Here is a 15808-nt window from a genome sequence, read left to right on the forward strand (position 1 = left end):
TCTATTCGAATTTCGGCAGATCCGGCTGAGCGACCTCTTTACCCGCTTCCAGCCAGGCGTCAAAGCCGCCTTCAATGGATTGTACGTTCATATAGCCCATCTCTTTCAGCGCTTTGGCGCTGAGTGCTGCACGACCGGAGGTTTTGCAGTAGAGCACAATTTTCATCTGCCGGTTCTCCAGCGCGGGGTCGTTGGTGAACTTGAATTCGAGCATGCCCCGGGAAATATTCACGGCGCCCGGAATATGGCTGGAGCGGTATTCATCGGCGTCCCGCACATCCAGCAGCAAATCGGCATTTTTAATGGCCGCCTCGGCGTTGGCCAGCGGCACCTCCTGAATCTCTTTTTTGGCTTCGGCAACAAGGTCGTGGGCAGTCTTCATGGCAGTTCCCTTTGAGCGTGGGTGTGTCTTTTCAGGTTACGGCATTTACCACGGGCGAGTCACCTATAGGTTGTCTTTGACTAAGGCATGAGCCTTTGCCCAGCGGGTTTGTGCTAGATTGACGGGCCTGACAATGAGGAAGCTATGAAATCGCTGAATGACACCACCAAAGGCGTGGTCTACGGGTTAGGCGCCTACACCCTGTGGGGAAGCTTTCCCCTGTATTTTGCCCTGTTCAAGGGGATCCCTTCCTGGGAGGTGCTGATCCATCGGGTGATCTGGTCCTGCCTGTTTCTGGCCGTGGTCATCTCGATACTCAAGCGCTGGCCGCCGGTGGTGGCGGCACTGCGACAGCCGCGCCGGCTGGGGTATGTGCTGGGTTGTGCCGTGTTTATTGCCCTGAACTGGGGTATCTATATTTATGCCGTGGAAACCCGCCATGTGTTGCAGGCCAGTCTGGGCTATTTCCTGACGCCGTTGGTAAATGTGGCCATGGGGCTGCTGATCCTGGGTGAGCGTATTTCCCGGCTGCAGGCCGCGGCGGTGGGTCTGGCGGCGATTGCGATTCTCTATCAGCTGTTGCTGCTGGGCGAGCTGCCGTGGATTACGCTGGTACTGGCGTTCAGCTTCGGCACCTATGGCCTGATGCGCAAGAAAGTCGAACTTGATGGCCTTTCCGGTCTGTTTGTTGAAACGCTGTTATTGCTGCCGTTGGGCTTGCTGACCCTGGCCTGGCTGTCATCGCAGGGGCTGTCGCACTTTTCGGACAGCACCTACAGCGCATTGTTACTGGCCTCCAGTGGCGCGGTGACCGCCATCCCGCTGCTGGCTTTTGCCGGGGCTGCGCGCCGTTTGAAGCTGTCTACCGTGGGCTTTCTTATGTACATCAACCCCACGATCCAGTTTCTGATCGCGCTGTATATCTTCCATGAGCCGCTTAGCACCGCCAAACTGGTGAGCTTTGTGATGATCTGGGTGGCGTTGGCAATATACTCGTGGTCGGCCTGGGTGGGCCGATCGAACAGAGAGGCTTCGGCATGAAACAACCCATCAGCGGCTATCACAAAGACGGGGAAAGCCATTGGGTAGCGCAGCTGGCGTGTGGCCATAACCAGCACGTGCGCCATGATCCGCCTTGGGTGAACCGGCCCTGGGTTGTCACGGTGGAAGGCCGGCAATCCATGTTGGGGGTTAAGCTGGATTGCCGGAAATGTGATGACGATGCGCCTGCGGATGTCCGTCCGGAGAGTCCGGAAGGACCTCAGTCTCCCGATCAGGCCAGGGTTTCCAGATAGGCTTCCAGTTCGTTGGCGAGCCAGCCCACCACGGCGCCTCCTTGCGCCTGCTCTGACTCCAGCGCACTGAACACTTTCCACCAGCGGGCGCTGCGGTGGTGGATGGTTTTCAGCTGTTCCTTGCGCAATGCCTCAGCAATCAGGGGTAAGGGTAAATCCGCCCAGCCAGCGCCATCAATCACCGCATCCCGCATCAGTTCGTATTGGGTAAAGGCGAGGTAGTTGGCGGTTTCCGGGGATTCGGCCACCAGTTGGGCGTCGAGCATGTAGGCCAGGGTGATTTCCGTGTGGCTGACCAGGTCGTCCTGAGTGACCCGTTTCAGCTGACTCAGGGGGTGATCCGGCGCCGCCACGGTGAGCATGCGCACATCAGCCAGTTCCCGAAACCATTGATAACCTTCGTTCAGCAATTCCGGCATCAGGCCATAGGCCACATCCACGGACTGGTTGCGAACCAGCGGCGCCAGTTCCCGGGGCGAGGCAAGGTAAACCGACAGGCTGGTCTGGGGGAAGCGTTGTTTCAGCCGGCGCAGAATGTCCCGCCAGATATCTTCCGGAATGGCATCGTCCCGGGCAATGCGCAGGACCGATTCGGCACCACTCAGGTGGTGCTGGCAGCGAGCCCTGATCTGGCTGGCAACCTGGTCGAATCGCCGGCAGTCGGTCAGGATGGACTGGCCGATGGCGGTCAGGTGCAGCTGATTGCCGCTGCGTTCAAACAACTCCACCCCTAGCTCATCTTCCAGAGACGCGAGCATGGTACTGACGGTGGTGCGGCTTCGGTTCAGCTCCCGGGCCGCCGCAGCCACGCTGCCGTTGCGCACCACCGATAGAAAGATCTTGATCTGCGAGGTTTTCATGGCTTGCTCTCTGCGACGGGTTTTTCGTCGCTCAGCGACTCACGCCTGTTGAGTGATGCCGCTAATATGGCAGCAATTCTCAGGAGGTCAAAATGTTTACTTCTCTGGCGCGGGAAAACCTGGCGCTGACGTTATCTGCCGCAGGCGCGGGACTGTTCGCGCTCGCGGGTATTACCTGGGGCCTTTGGGTCGATTCTCTGGTTATTCTCTTTGATGGTGCCTATTCCCTGATCAGCCTGGGGCTGTCGCTTTTATCGCTCTATGCCGCCCGTCTGGTTCGCCGGCCGGCCAGCGAAGACTATCCGTTCGGTATGGGCGCGGTAGAGCCGCTGGTGATCGCCGTTAAGGGCCTGGTGATCGCACTGGTCTGTATCCTCTCGCTGGTGTCAGCGGTGGTGTCACTGCTTCAGGGTGGGCGTGCCGTGGCGGCGGACATGGCAATGATCTTTGGTGCGGTGAACGTGGTGGGGTGTCTGGCGGTCTGGGCGTATCTACGGTGGTCAAGTCTGCGCAATGGTTCGGGGCTGGTGCAGGCGGAACAGCGCCAGTGGCTGATGGACAGTGCCCTAAGCGCTGCCGTAATGATTGGTTTTGGCGCGGCCTGGCTGCTGGAACGCAGTCATTGGGCGGAGCTGGCCGTGTATGCCGACCCGGTAATGATGCTGGTGATTTCGGTCTACTTTATGACGGTGCCGGTGAAGATGGTTCTGGAGTCAGTTCGGGAGCTGTTGCTGGCGGCACCGAAAGACGATGCACTGGACGACATCCATGAGACCCTGGAAGACCTGGGACTGAATCCGGAACAGGTCCGGGTGGTCAAGCTCGGCCCGAACCTCCTTCTTGAGGCCTCAGACGTTCAGTCCACCCATAGCCAGTATTCGCCTGCGGGTATTGGCTTTCTCTTGCTCAAGTTTGCCAGTCAGTGACACCCCGTCGCACTCCGGATGGTCGGCGAGGAATCGCCGGGTCAGTTCGATCTGGACATGCAGATCCTGGAAGCGGCCGTACAGATCCTGTCGCTGGCGCAGTTCTTTCCGGAATGGCTTGCTGTACCGGGCATCCAGTTCCAGAAGATAGCGGATACGCTTGAGGTTCTTGCGCAGCTGGTGCAGGGCTTCATCCGGAGTGGTGTGCAGCAGTTCTGCGGTTTTTCGGTTGAACTGCTTCAGGCGCCGGTTTGTCGCGGCCTGGATGTCTTTTTTCCGCAGGTTTGCAGCCAGCTTATGAAAAGATTTGGACTCAATGTAGTCTTGCCAGCGCGACAGGCTTTGCTGGTAGCGTTTCTGGCCAAGGCGTTTGGCTAGTTTGCGCTGTGCTTTAGATGCCCTGAGCCGCGCCCAGTCGGTCAGCGTGGTGCAGAGTTGTGGGTTGTCGTGGCACAGCTCGGGGATATCCTGAAGAAATACGTGCAGATCCCGCAGGGCGCTGGTGGCCCGGGCATGTCGCTTCAGTTCTCGGATATGCTCCTGTAGTTGGCGATCGCCGGTAATCTCGGCCAGGGGTTCGGCAATGGCCCGGCTGCGGCGAAGGGCAATGCGGTACTGGTGCAGAAATTCGTCATCCAGCCCCAGAATGACCCCCGGGGTCAGCAGTTCCAACTGATTGGTCAGCTGCTGCAAAACCTCCGGGAGTGTGTTCTGGTCCAGTTCAGTGGCGCCGGGACTGGCTTTTCGGTTCTTGCGCCGGAATTCGTTGTAACTGAAATCACGAGGCGTCAGGAAGGTTTCCAGTGCACCCTTGTTTTTGTCCACTTTCTTCCAGTGCCTTACCGGCAGCCGGATCTCAAGGATACTGGCGGTTGGCAATTCGAACGGAGCCTGAGGCGCCAGAAAGGCGGCCAGTTCGAGTAATGCCGGATTGTGGCCAATAAGGGTAATGCGGTTCTGGTTGTTATCCAGATTCTGCAGCCAGCGTAATAGACGCCGGAAGTCGAAGGTGTAAAGCTCGTTTTCGGTGACGACTTGGGCCGGCTGGGCGTCGACGCTGAGTGCGCCTGCCAGCGTTTGCTGGGCTCGCACAGCGGGACTTGCATAAACGGCGCCGGACAGCGCGCCCAGGCATCTCAGTGCCCGCGCGAGCGGCGCAAGCTGGCTTTGGCCTCTGTCATTCAGCGGGCGTTCCTGATCGCAGAGGTTGTCGTCGTTCCAGCTCGATTTGGCGTGGCGGATAAGGAAAAGCCGTTTCATGCATGCTTGCTCATGAGCTGAATATTCAGACCTTAGTCTGACACAGCCTCAAGTCGTTTACATGACGGCCGATAAGTATTTAGACGTATGACCCTGATATGACGGGCTTGTTTACACAAAAACCTGTTCCGGACCTGCGTTTGGTATACAGCTTTTAACAAACTGCAACGGAGTGCGGGCTGCGTTTGTGCATAATCAAAGGATTACAAGAGATGACCCCGGAGCGAAGACCATGACCTTCATGAGCAACCTGACCATCAGAACACGGCTTCTGATTGGAGTGTTGGTGCCTGTACTGATTACGGCTGGAACAATTGCATGGATTACGGCGAACCAGATCCGGGCCAATGGAGAGGCAGAGTTGGAACGCCTCGAGCAGGAACTGTTGGAAGCGCGCAAGGAAGGTTTGAAAAACCTGGTTGAAACCGCGAAATCCGTGGTGCTTGAGGCCAAGTCCACTCCAGGTTTTACGGAGCAGGAGGCGCAGGAAGAGGCGCGAGAGCGGTTGCGGTCAATCAAGTTCGGTCAGAACAACTATGTCTTCGCCTATGATCGCAGCCTGTTCAATCTCGCCTATGCACCGGATCCCTCCAAGGAAGGGCCGACTACCAATCCGAACACCCAAAAGCTGGTTCGCGGGTTGTTCGATGCGACAGGTGATGATGGCTTCATGCCTTATGAGTGGGCGAACCCTGCTACCGGCCAGGTGGAACCGAAAGTCTCCTACTCCACCATCATTCCGGGCTGGGACTGGATGATAGGTTCCGGCGTGTATGTAACCGATGTTCAGAGAGCGGTGGCCGCTGCCCGGCAAGAAATCGATGCAACCATGACGTCTGCTATGGGCTTCATTTTACTGCTGACCATTGTGGTGGTGGTGATTTCGTTGGTAATCGGGTTGGTCATTGGCCGCACCGTGACTGCGCCGCTGAACAAGGTCAGCGACATGATGCGGGAGATTGCCGACGGTGAGGGCGACCTGCGCCAGCGCCTGCCGGAAGATGGTAAAGATGAGCTGGCCGTTCTGGGCCGCCGCTTCAACCACTTCGTCATCAAGATTCAGGACACCATCCGTGAGGTCGGCTCTACCACCGACCAGGTGGCTTCGGCGGCTGAAGAACTCAGCCGGGTGGCGAATGAAACCCGCCAGTCGGTTCAGGAGCAGGGTTCGGAAACCGACCAGATTGCTTCGGCCATCAACGAAATGGCGGCAACGATTCAGCAAATCTCCGGCAATGCCAATGAGGTGGAAGGCGCAGCTTCCGATGCGGACCGCATGGCCAAAGAGGGTGGCGAGACCATTAATAGCGCTCAGGGGGCGGTCAATCAGCTGTCCCAGGAAATGGAAGACACCGCTCGCAGCATCAATGCCCTGGCCGAGAAGTCGAACGATATTCAGCAGGTGCTGGATGTGATTCACGCGGTTACTGAGCAGACCAACCTGCTGGCCCTGAACGCTGCCATTGAGGCAGCCCGGGCCGGCGAGCACGGTCGCGGCTTCTCGGTGGTTGCCGACGAAGTGCGCCAGCTGGCCAAGCGGTCAGCGGAATCGGCTGATCAGATCCGGGAAATGATTGATGGCTTTGTGGCGGAGTCCAAGGCTTCGGTGGAACGTATGAACAACTCCCGCAAGAGCTCGGAGGCGACGGTTGAACGCATCAATCATGCCACCAGTGCACTGAACACCATCGTGACGTCAGTGACCCAGATCCACGATCAGGTGACTCAGATTGCGACCGCCGCTGAACAGCAGAGCCAGGTGGCGGAAGAGATCAACCAGAACGTGGTGCGGATTGTCGACGCGGCCCAGCGCAGCGACACCGGCGTGACCCAGACCAATGAGGCCAGCCACGAACTGGCCCGGTTGGGAGAGAATCTGCGCGAGCTGGTTGGCCAGTTCAAGGTCTGATTACCCTCATAAGAAAGCCGGCCCGCCACATTGGCGCGGTCGGCTTTCGTCGTTATGATGGATCATTCAGGCATATTTGAATCAAAAACTGATAACAATGGAAGCCAACACTATGTCCCTGCGTAAAACCCTGCTGGCGGCGGTCAGCACTCTTGGCCTGCTGGCCAGCCCTTTCGCGGTCTCTGAAGAAACCTATACCCTGCGTCTCGCGGAAACCTGGGGGCCAAATTCCGGCCTGCTGGGGGATGCGCCCCGAAACATGGCGGCCATGGCCGAGGAAATGTCCGGCGGCCGCCTGAAGATCCGGATTGATTCCTCCAACAAGCACAAGGCGCCTTTCGGTATTTTCGATCTGGTCCGTAACGGCCAGTACGACATGGGCCACACCGCCTCTTATTACTACAAGGGCACCATTCCCAACGCCATGTACTTCACCACCGTACCCTTCGGCATGATTGCGCCGGAGATGTATGCCTGGTTCTACCATGACGACGGCATGGAACTGATGCAGAAGGTGTATGAACCCTTCGGCCTGCTCTCCTTCCCGGGTGGCAACACCGCCAATCAGATGGGTGGCTGGTTCCGCAAAGAGATCAAGTCTCTGGATGATCTGAAAGGCCTGAAAATGCGCACCCCTGGCTTTGCCGGCGAGGTTATGTCGGAAGTGGGCGTGGCGGTCACCAACCTGCCACCGGGCGAGCTGTATACCGCGCTTGAGCGCAACACTATCGACGCGGTTGAATGGGTTGGCCCGGCGCTGGATCTGCAGATGGGCTTTCACCAGATTGCCAAGTACTACTACTCCGGCTGGCAGGAGCCAAACGCCGAAGTGCAGTTCCTGATCAACAAGAAAACCTGGGACAAGCTGCCGGCCGATCTGCAGGCCATCCTGCGCGTCTCCATGCGCACCGCAGCGTATGACATGTATATCCAGAGCACCCACGAAAGCGGTGTGGCCTGGGAGAAGATGAAGCAGGAATACCCGGATGTGACGCACAAGGTGTTTCCGCCGGAAGTTATTACCGCCCTGCGTGAAACCACCAATCGCTTGCTGGATGAGTTTGCCGAGAAGGACGAGCTGGCGAACGAAATCATTACTTCACAGCGCGAGTACCTGAAGCAGGTTCGCCCCTGGACCAACATCTCGGACAAGGCGTATCTGAACAGCGTCGCCGACCAATAAGATCGTTGTGTGACAGTCCGGCCTGGTAAGGCTGAAAAACAGGAGGGGCGTGGTCAGGGAATATCCCCACGCCCCTTTTTGTTTGCGTCTGTTTCTGGAAAAATACGCCGCTCAAACTTTGGGCAGGGCCGATGAAACAGACACTGCTATCTCTGAGCAATCTCACCAAACAGTTCGACGGCAAAAAAGTGCTGGATTCTCTGGATCTGGACATTTTTGACGGCGAGTTTATTACCCTCCTGGGGCCCTCCGGTTGCGGCAAGACCACCTTGCTGCGGATGATGGCGGGGTTCGAGCACCCGGATGACGGCACCATCGCCCTGGGTGATCAGGACCTGACTCACACCCCGCCGGAACACCGGCCTTTGAACACGGTATTCCAGAACTACGCGCTGTTTCCCCATATGTCGGTCTTCGACAATGTGGCCTATGGTCTGAAAATGGAGAAGCGGCCGAAGCAGGAAATCCGGGAGCGGGTAGAGGATGCCCTGGCCATGGTCCAGCTTGAGGACTTCGCCCGGCGCAAGCCGCACCAGTTGTCCGGTGGCCAGCAGCAGCGGGTGGCCATTGCCCGTGCGGTGGTCAAGCGCCCGAAGGTACTGCTGCTGGATGAGCCGTTGTCGGCGCTGGATTACAAATTGCGCCGCACCATGCAGGTTGAGCTCAAACGCCTGCAGCGGGAGCTGGGTATCACCTTTGTGTTTGTCACCCATGATCAGGAAGAAGCCCTGTCCATGTCCGACCGGGTGGTGGTGTTGAAAGACGGCCTGATCCAGCAACTGGGGACGCCGCGGGAAGTCTACGAGCGCCCGGCTAACCTGTTTACCGCCCGTTTTGTCGGTGAAACTAACTTCTTCCCGGGCCGGGTGGACAAAGCCAACGGCGACGACACTATCACCGTGGATGTGTTCGGCCTGAAGCGTACCTTCCGCAAGCCGGATTTCCCGGTCTCCGGTGGCCAGTCCCTGCATGTGCTGTTGCGCCCCGAGGATATCCGTGTACTGGCGCCGGACGATGAGGATGGTGTGGCTGGCAAGATCGTTGAACGTAACTACAAGGGCAGTACCCTGGATTCGGTGATTCATCTTGAGGATGGCACCGAGGTGCTGGCGTCGGAATTCTTCGACGAAGACGACCCTACCTTCGACTATCGCCTTGGCGAGCCGGTCAAAGTGAGCTGGGTTGATGGCTGGGAATGGCTGTTACCCACTGAGCCGGAAGCTCTGCCAGAGGAAGAAGGCACCGATGCGTAGCCTGACACAGCAGCCGTTCCGTGCGGCGGTGCTGGTGCTGGTCTGGGGCTGGTTGCTGTTTCTGGTGCTGACCCCCAACCTGTTGGTGGTCGGTGCCAGTGTAATGACCCGGGACCCGGGCTCCTTTATTTCGCTGCCGCTGACCCTGGATGCCTATCGGCAACTGCTCGATCCGCTGTACCTGGAAGTGTTCCTGCACTCCCTGTACATGGCGGCCATGACGACGCTGGTGTGTCTGTTGATCGGCTACCCGTTTGCGTGGGCGTTGTCCAAGGTCGGCAAACGCAATCAGGTGCTGCTGATCTTCCTGCTTATCGTGCCGTTCTGGACCAATTCCCTGGTTCGAACCTACGCCCTGAAGTTGATCCTGGCCACCAACGGCCTGCTCAACAATGGTTTGATGTCGCTTGGTGTGATCGATGGGCCCATGCAACTGCTGTATACCGAGGGGGCGGTGATTATCGGGCTGGTGTATCTGTTGTTGCCGTTCATGATCCTGCCGCTCTACTCCGTGTTTGAAGACCTGCGGGAAGACTACCTGAGGGCGTCGCACGATCTGGGCGCGGGGCGCCTGTCCACGTTTATCCATGTGATCGTGCCGCTGACCCTGCCCGGGGTGCTGGCGGGCATCATGCTGGTGCTGTTGCCGGCCATGGGGTTGTTCTTTGTGCCTGATATTCTGGGCGGTTCCCGCAACCTGCTGGTGGGTAACGTCATCAAAAACCAGTTTCTGGATGCCCGCAACTGGCCCTTTGGTGCCGCTGCCAGCATCCTGCTGACCCTGGCCATGGCGTTCCTGATGTTCGCCCACCGCCTGAGTAAACGGCGGATCGGGGAGGACGGTGTATGAATCGCTGGCTGCCCCGCACCTACCTTACGCTGGTTTATCTGCTGCTGTACGTGCCTATCGTGGTACTCGTGGTGTTCTCCTTCAACGATTCCCGCACCGGTTACGAATGGGGTGGCCTGAGCCTGCGCTGGTACGAAGCCCTGTTGAACAACCGGGCCATGGTGCAGGCCATGTGGAATTCCCTCTGGCTGGCGCTCTCCGCGGCCACTGTGTCCACGTTGATCGGCGCGCTCACCGCACTGGCACTGCACCGATACCGGTTCCGGGGCAAGAAAGTACTCAATGGCATGCTGTTTGTGGTGATGATGTCGCCGGAAATTGTCCTGGCGATTTCGCTGCTGGCGCTGTTTCTGCTGGTGGGGCTGCAGCTGGGGTATGTATCCCTGTTGCTGGCCCACGTTACCTTCTGCCTGCCGTTTGTGGTCATCACCGTGATGGCCCGGCTCAGCGGGTTTGACGAACGCCTGCCGGAGGCGGCCCGGGATCTGGGCGCCAACGATTTCACCATGACCCGCACGGTACTGATTCCGGTGATCATGCCGGCCCTGCTGGCGGGCTGGCTGCTGGGGTTTACACTGTCACTGGACGACGTGGTGGTCAGTACGTTTGTCAGTGGCCCGAGCTATGAAATTCTGCCGTTGCGCATCTATTCGATGGTGCGGGTGGGCCTGAAGCCCGAAGTGAATGCCCTTGGCACCCTGCTACTGGTATTCTCACTGGTCATGTTGATCTTGTCTCAATGGATACTGTTAAGGAGCAAACGATGAAGAAACTGGCACTGGCCGGCCTGCTGGCGGTGGGCCTGACTGGCTGCAGTGGTTCTGAGGAGCCCAAGGTTCTGAACCTGTACAACTGGTCTGAGTACATGCCCCAGGAAGTTCTGGATCGCTTTACTGAGGAAACCGGTATCCAGGTGGTCTACACCACCTACGACAGCAACGAAGCCATGTATGCCCGGCTGAAACTGCTGGATGAGAGCGCCGCCTACGACCTGGCCGTGCCCTCCACCTACTACGTGAGCAAGATGCGGCAGGAAGACCTGCTAATGCCCATCGATCGCAGCAAGATTGAAGGTTTCGACAACCTGGATCCGGAACTGGTGAACCTGGATATCGACCCGGAAAACCAGTACAGCGTGCCCTACCTGTGGGGCACCACCGGCCTGGCCGTTGATACCGCGGATGTGGAAGGCGAAGTTACCGCCTGGGCTGATCTGTGGGATGAGCGCTTTGAAGGCCGGGTCATGCTGACCAACGACATGCGTGAAGTCTTCCACGTGGGCCTGCGGGTACTGGGTTACTCCGGTAACAGTACTGACCCTCAGGAAATCGAGGAAGCCTATGAGAAGCTGACCGAGCTGATGCCGTCTGTGCGTACCTTTAACTCGGATGCCCCCCGCATGCCGTACCTGGAAGGTGAAACCGACGTGGGCATGATCTGGAACGGCGAAGCCGTCATGGGCCGCGATACTCTGGATTCCCTGGAATACGTGTATCCGGAAGAAGGCATCATCGCCTGGCTGGACAGCTTCGTGATTCCCAAGAACGCCAAGAACCCGGAAGCCGCTCACCAGTTCATCAGCTTTGTGCTGCAGCCCGAAATCTCGGCCCTGATCAGCGAAGAGATCGGCTACGCCACACCCAACCTGGCGGCCCGGGATCTGCTGGATGACGCCGTTGCGAACGACCGGGCCAGCTACCCCAACGCCACCGACATGATCAATGCCGAGTTCCAGACCGACATTGGCGACGAGGCGCTGCAGGTGTATGCCAAATACTGGGAAATGTTGAAGTCCGGTCAGTAACCGGAAGAGCATGATGAACCTGGAAAACGGAGGCTTCGGCCTCCGTTTTTTATTATCCGGGTTTCACAAAACTGAAATACATGGTCTATAACTTCCTGATAACAAAACCTTAGCGAGTTGGCATAACACCGTTTCAGGGGAATGAACGACCATGGCACTGCGCAAGACACGGATATCAGCACTGGCCACCCTGCTGGCCGCAACCACAGCTTCCGGCAACCTGCTGGCGGAAGAACTTCGCCTGATTACCTGGGGTGGCTACGCCCCGGATGAGGTGGTCGCCCAGTTCGAGGAAGAAACCGGAATTGATGTAAAGATCACCTTGTCCAACAACGAGGACATGATCTCCAAGCTTCGGGCCACCGGCGGCGCCGGTTTTGATCTGGCCCAGCCGAGCCAGGATCGTATCGTGGGTGTACAGCGCCAGTTCAACATCTACAAGCCCATTGATTACAGCCGCATCAATACCGGCCAGTTGCAGGCGTCGATGGTGAAGGCGACTCAGGAGTCGACGGCTCTGGATGGTCAATCCTACGGTGTGCCCTCGGTCTGGGGCACCAGTGGCCTGATTGTGCACAGTTCCGTCGCGGACACCGTTACCGATTACACCGATCTGTGTGACCCGGCAGTGGCTGGCAAAGTGAGTTACCGCCTGAAGCGGCCGACGCTGATCGGCTTTGCCTTCGCCATGGGCATGGATCCGTTTGCGGCCTATGAAGACCGGGACGAGTACCAGTCCATCATGGCGAAAGTGGAAGACAAACTGATCGACTGCAAAGACAACGTGAAAACCTACTGGACCGGTGGCGACCAACTGCTGTCGCTGCTTCGTACCGGAGAAGTGACCGCTGCCATGGCCTGGGATGCCGGCGGCTGGAAGCTGAATGCGGAGAACCCGGACATCCGCTTTGTGGCGCCGGAATCCGGAGCCCTGGGCTGGATTGATACCTTTGCCATCCCACGCCGCAGCGAGAACGAAGAGGCCGCCTACAAGTGGATAAACTTCGTGATGCAGCCGGAAATTGCGGCCAAAATCACCAATGCCTCCGGTAACTTCACGGCCTCCAAAGGCGCCGACGAGTTTGTGAACGCCGAGCTGCGGGATGCCTATCGCCTGAGCTTCGATGAAGAAGCTATTAACAACATCAAATGGTATCCGCCGGTACCGCCGGGGCTGGAAGCCATGGAAGGGCAGGTGCTGGATCGCGTCCAGGCGGCGAACTGATCCTTATGGCAACAGAGTCTGACCTGTCCTGCAGCGGACTGGTCCGCCGCTTTGGAAACAACGCGGCGGTGGACCATGTGTCGCTGGATGTTCCCGCGGGTACCTTCTTCTCCATTCTGGGGCCGTCGGGTTGCGGCAAGACCACCCTGCTGCGGCTGCTGGCGGGCTTCGACAAGCCGGATGAAGGGGATATCTTCATCCGCGGCCATCGTATGAATGAGGTGCCCCCCAACAAGCGCCCGGTGAACATGGTGTTTCAGCACCTGGCGCTGTTCCCCACCATGTCCGTCGGTGACAACATTGGCTATGGCCTGAAGCGCAAGAAGGTGCCGGCGGCCGAGCGCCGCAAGCGGATTGCGCGGGTGCTGGAACAGGTGGGGCTGCCGGAACTGGAAAATCGCGATCCCCAGGAATTGTCGGGTGGCCAGCGCCAGCGCGTGGCCCTGGCCCGCTGCCTGGTGCTCGAACCCACCTTGTTGTTGCTGGATGAGCCTCTCGGGGCCCTGGATCTGAAACTGCGGGAGCAGATGAAGATCGAGCTCAAGCACCTGCAAAAGCAATTTGGTACCACCTTTGTGTACATCACCCATGACCAGTCCGAAGCCATGGTGATGTCAGATCAGGTGGCGGTGATGAAAAATGGCCGCTTCGAGCAGGTGGCGCCGCCGGAGGAGCTTTACCGGCAGCCGGCAACGCCTTTTGTCGCGGGGTTTGTCGGCGACAACAATCGCCTGGCGGGGACGGTGGTGTCCGTGGCCGATGATGTGGCGGCTGTTCGTCTGAGCGATGGTGCGGTGGTACGCGGTCGGGTTGCGTCGGCGGGCCTGGCACCCGGTGCCCAGGCAGAACTGTATATTCGGCCGGAATCATTGTCGTTTTCGCAAACGGCTGCGGGCGGGGGTTCCTCCTCACTGCAGACCCGAGTCCGGACCACGCTGTTTGATGGCGCCAACAGCCGGGTTGAAGCCGAAAGCAATGGCCAGGCACTATTCGCTCGACTCCCCCAGGACGGCACGGCGCCGGCGCTGACGCCGGACGGCCATCTTGAGCTGTCGTGGGATCCGGACCTGGCCCGGGTATTTGGAGCTTCGCCCCAGTGAATAGCTCGGTTAGCCGTTTCTCGCTGTGGCTGTTGCTGGCGCCTTTCCTGCTCTGGATAGTGCTATTGGTGCTGGTGCCCCATCTGCAGATGTTGCGGGTGTCGTTCCAGGTGCGGGAAAGCTGGGATACCCTGGCCTGGGGGCTGGAGCAGTACCAGAATTTCTTCAGTGAATCCTACTACTGGCGTACCTTCGTGCGTACCGGGGTCATGTCCCTGTTCACCACCTTCCTCACCCTGCTGATTGCCTTTCCCATTGCCTGGTACATTGCCCGCCTGGCCCGTGGGAATAGCAAGGGTATTCTGTTCCTGGCTTGCCTGATCCCGTTCTGGGCCAGCGAGTTGGTGCGTACTTACGGCTGGATGATCCTGTTGCGGGAGAGCGGCCTGTTCAGTTCCTGGCTGCAGGCGCTGGGCTGGGTGGATGGCCCCGTGGAGATGCTCTACAACGATGTCGCGGTGATCATCGGCCTGGTCTACAACGGCCTGCTGTTTATGGTGGTGCCGCTGGTGACCACGCTCGATGGCATGGACGAGAGCCTGGTTGAGGCCGGCTATGATCTGGGCGGCGGCCACGGTACCGTGCTGCGGGAGGTGGTGATTCCCTGGGCCATGCCCGGCATTGTCTCCGGCTGTATTGTGGTGTTCATGCTCACCCTGGGCAGTTACCTCACGCCGATTCTGATGGGGGGCAAAGACAGTGCCTGGTTTACCCAGCAGATTTTCACCCAGTTCATCACCCGGTTTAACTGGGAGCAGGGTGCGGCTTTGGGGGTCTTGCTACTGGTATTGTCGTCGCTGCTGGTCTGGCTGGGCCTGAAGCTGACCGGGCAATCCCTGCGCAAGGTTATGGGGTGATGTCATGATCCGCTCTGTACCTCGGTCCCGGTTGTTTGATGCCCTTTACCTGAGCTATCTGTTGGCCTTTTTCCTGTACCTGGCGTTGCCTTTGCTGGTGACGGCCGTGTTCGCATTCAACGACTCGCCGTTCCCGTCATTACCGTGGCAGGGTTTTACCCTGGACTGGTATCTGGCCGACGGCACCGACGGGCGTACCGGGCTGTTTCACGACGACGGATTGCTCAGTGCGCTCTGGGTCAGTACCAAAATTGCGTTCTGGGTGACGCTGGTCAGTGTGGGGCTTGGCTGCGTGAATGCAGTATTGTTCGAGCGGGTGGAGTTTCGCGGCAAGGAGCTGCTGTATCTGTTGATGCTGCTGCCGCTGGTGATTCCGGGCGTGATTCTCGGGGTATCCATTTTGGTGTTCTACAGTGGCATGGCCAACGATGTCTCCCGCTTGTGGGGTATCGAGCTGGACCTGTTCCGGCCGGGGCTGACACTGGTGGTGATGGGGCAGGTTACCTTCATTACCACTCTGGCTACTCTGGTGATTGCCGCCCGGCTGCGCAAATTTGACCGACAGCTGGAAGAGGCCGCCCTGAATCTGGGGGCCACGCCGCTTGTGGCGTGGTTCACGGTTACTCTGCCGTGGCTGCTTCCCTCCATCCTCGGGGCCGCGGCGATGGCGTTTTTGATGTCCTTCGAGAACTTCAATACCACGGTCATGCTCACCGGTAGTGATACCCCGCTCACCGTGGCCCTGTTCAATCGTCTGCGGGAAGGCTCAACGCCGGTGTTGAACGCGGTGGCGCTGTTTCTGATGCTGGTGTCTGCGTTGCTTGCGCTGTTTACCCTCCGACAAAAAAGTTGAGAAAGTTCTGTATCTGGCGTTTACGGTTTATACTGGAACGATCACTCCTGA

Annotated in this window: 16 protein-coding genes; 13 read left to right on the forward strand and 3 right to left on the reverse strand. The window is 58.6% G+C overall.

All coding sequences use genetic code 11. From position 1 onward, the window contains the following. Nucleotide 1: 1 nt before the first annotated feature. On the reverse strand, nt 2-382 hold the full coding sequence (locus C7436_RS13830; RefSeq protein WP_014420261.1) for a rhodanese-like domain-containing protein: 381 nt from the start codon (nt 380-382) through the stop codon (nt 2-4). 144 nt (nt 383-526) lie between these two features. Between C7436_RS13830 and rarD the strand changes: the two genes are divergently transcribed. Next, complete coding sequence (gene rarD / locus C7436_RS13835; protein WP_121208182.1) at nt 527-1423, forward strand: EamA family transporter RarD; 897 nt, start codon at nt 527-529, stop codon at nt 1421-1423. After that, nucleotides 1420-1677: a DUF3565 domain-containing protein gene (locus C7436_RS13840; protein WP_121208183.1), complete on the forward strand. Its 258-nt coding sequence runs from the start codon at nt 1420-1422 to the stop codon at nt 1675-1677. Before rarD ends, C7436_RS13840 begins: the two co-directional genes overlap by 4 nt. Here the strand turns inward: C7436_RS13840 and C7436_RS13845 are convergent. Further along, nucleotides 1656-2537, reverse strand: coding sequence for a LysR family transcriptional regulator (locus C7436_RS13845; protein WP_121208184.1), 882 nt, complete (start codon nt 2535-2537; stop codon nt 1656-1658). The two genes, C7436_RS13840 and C7436_RS13845, sit on opposite strands and share 22 nt — an antisense overlap. Nucleotides 2538-2629: 92 nt before the next feature. Between C7436_RS13845 and C7436_RS13850 the strand changes: the two genes are divergently transcribed. Continuing rightward, nucleotides 2630-3463, forward strand: a complete 834-nt coding sequence (locus C7436_RS13850) for a cation diffusion facilitator family transporter (RefSeq protein ID WP_228198144.1) — start codon at nt 2630-2632, stop codon at nt 3461-3463. Here C7436_RS13850 and C7436_RS13855 read toward each other — a convergent pair. Beyond that, nucleotides 3386-4723, reverse strand: coding sequence for a CHAD domain-containing protein (locus tag C7436_RS13855; protein WP_121208185.1), 1338 nt, complete (start codon nt 4721-4723; stop codon nt 3386-3388). The genes C7436_RS13850 and C7436_RS13855 overlap by 78 nt on opposite strands. A 232-nt stretch (nt 4724-4955) precedes the next feature. On the opposite strand from C7436_RS13855, the gene C7436_RS13860 reads away from it, so the two are divergent. From C7436_RS13860 to C7436_RS13905, 10 genes are all read left to right on the forward strand, one after another. Further along, a complete protein-coding gene (locus C7436_RS13860; protein ID WP_023008751.1) occupies nt 4956-6632 on the forward strand; it encodes a methyl-accepting chemotaxis protein in 1677 nt (558 codons plus the stop codon). A 112-nt stretch (nt 6633-6744) separates the two neighbouring features. Then, complete coding sequence (locus C7436_RS13865) at nt 6745-7815, forward strand: TRAP transporter substrate-binding protein (protein WP_211329875.1); 1071 nt, start codon at nt 6745-6747, stop codon at nt 7813-7815. Between the two features lie 131 nt (nt 7816-7946). Then, nucleotides 7947-9068, forward strand: coding sequence for a spermidine/putrescine ABC transporter ATP-binding protein PotA (gene potA, locus C7436_RS13870; RefSeq protein ID WP_011783894.1), 1122 nt, complete (start codon nt 7947-7949; stop codon nt 9066-9068). Continuing rightward, a complete protein-coding gene (gene potB / locus C7436_RS13875; RefSeq protein ID WP_121208186.1) occupies nt 9061-9918 on the forward strand; it encodes a spermidine/putrescine ABC transporter permease PotB in 858 nt (285 codons plus the stop codon). The genes potA and potB overlap by 8 nt, the downstream gene beginning before the upstream one ends. Continuing rightward, nucleotides 9915-10685, forward strand: coding sequence for a spermidine/putrescine ABC transporter permease PotC (gene potC, locus C7436_RS13880; protein WP_011783896.1), 771 nt, complete (start codon nt 9915-9917; stop codon nt 10683-10685). Before potB ends, potC begins: the two co-directional genes overlap by 4 nt. Further along, complete coding sequence (locus tag C7436_RS13885; protein WP_011783897.1) at nt 10682-11722, forward strand: extracellular solute-binding protein; 1041 nt, start codon at nt 10682-10684, stop codon at nt 11720-11722. Before potC ends, C7436_RS13885 begins: the two co-directional genes overlap by 4 nt. Nucleotides 11723-11873: 151 nt before the next feature. Continuing rightward, nucleotides 11874-12947: an extracellular solute-binding protein gene (locus tag C7436_RS13890; RefSeq protein ID WP_121208187.1), complete on the forward strand. Its 1074-nt coding sequence runs from the start codon at nt 11874-11876 to the stop codon at nt 12945-12947. Nucleotides 12948-12952: 5 nt separating this feature from the next. Further along, entirely contained in the window at nt 12953-14047 is a 1095-nt protein-coding gene (locus C7436_RS13895; protein WP_121208188.1) for an ABC transporter ATP-binding protein, read from the forward strand. Then, entirely contained in the window at nt 14044-14904 is an 861-nt protein-coding gene (locus C7436_RS13900; RefSeq protein WP_121208189.1) for an ABC transporter permease, read from the forward strand. Before C7436_RS13895 ends, C7436_RS13900 begins: the two co-directional genes overlap by 4 nt. A gap of 4 nt (nt 14905-14908) precedes the next feature. Continuing rightward, the gene (locus tag C7436_RS13905) at nt 14909-15757 is read left to right on the forward strand and encodes an ABC transporter permease (RefSeq protein ID WP_011783901.1); all 849 of its coding nucleotides are present in this window, start codon (nt 14909-14911) and stop codon (nt 15755-15757) included. Nucleotides 15758-15808 lie beyond the last annotated feature (51 nt).

Source organism: Marinobacter nauticus (assembly GCF_003634635.1).
GTDB classification, from domain to species: Bacteria; Pseudomonadota; Gammaproteobacteria; order Pseudomonadales; family Oleiphilaceae; genus Marinobacter; species Marinobacter nauticus.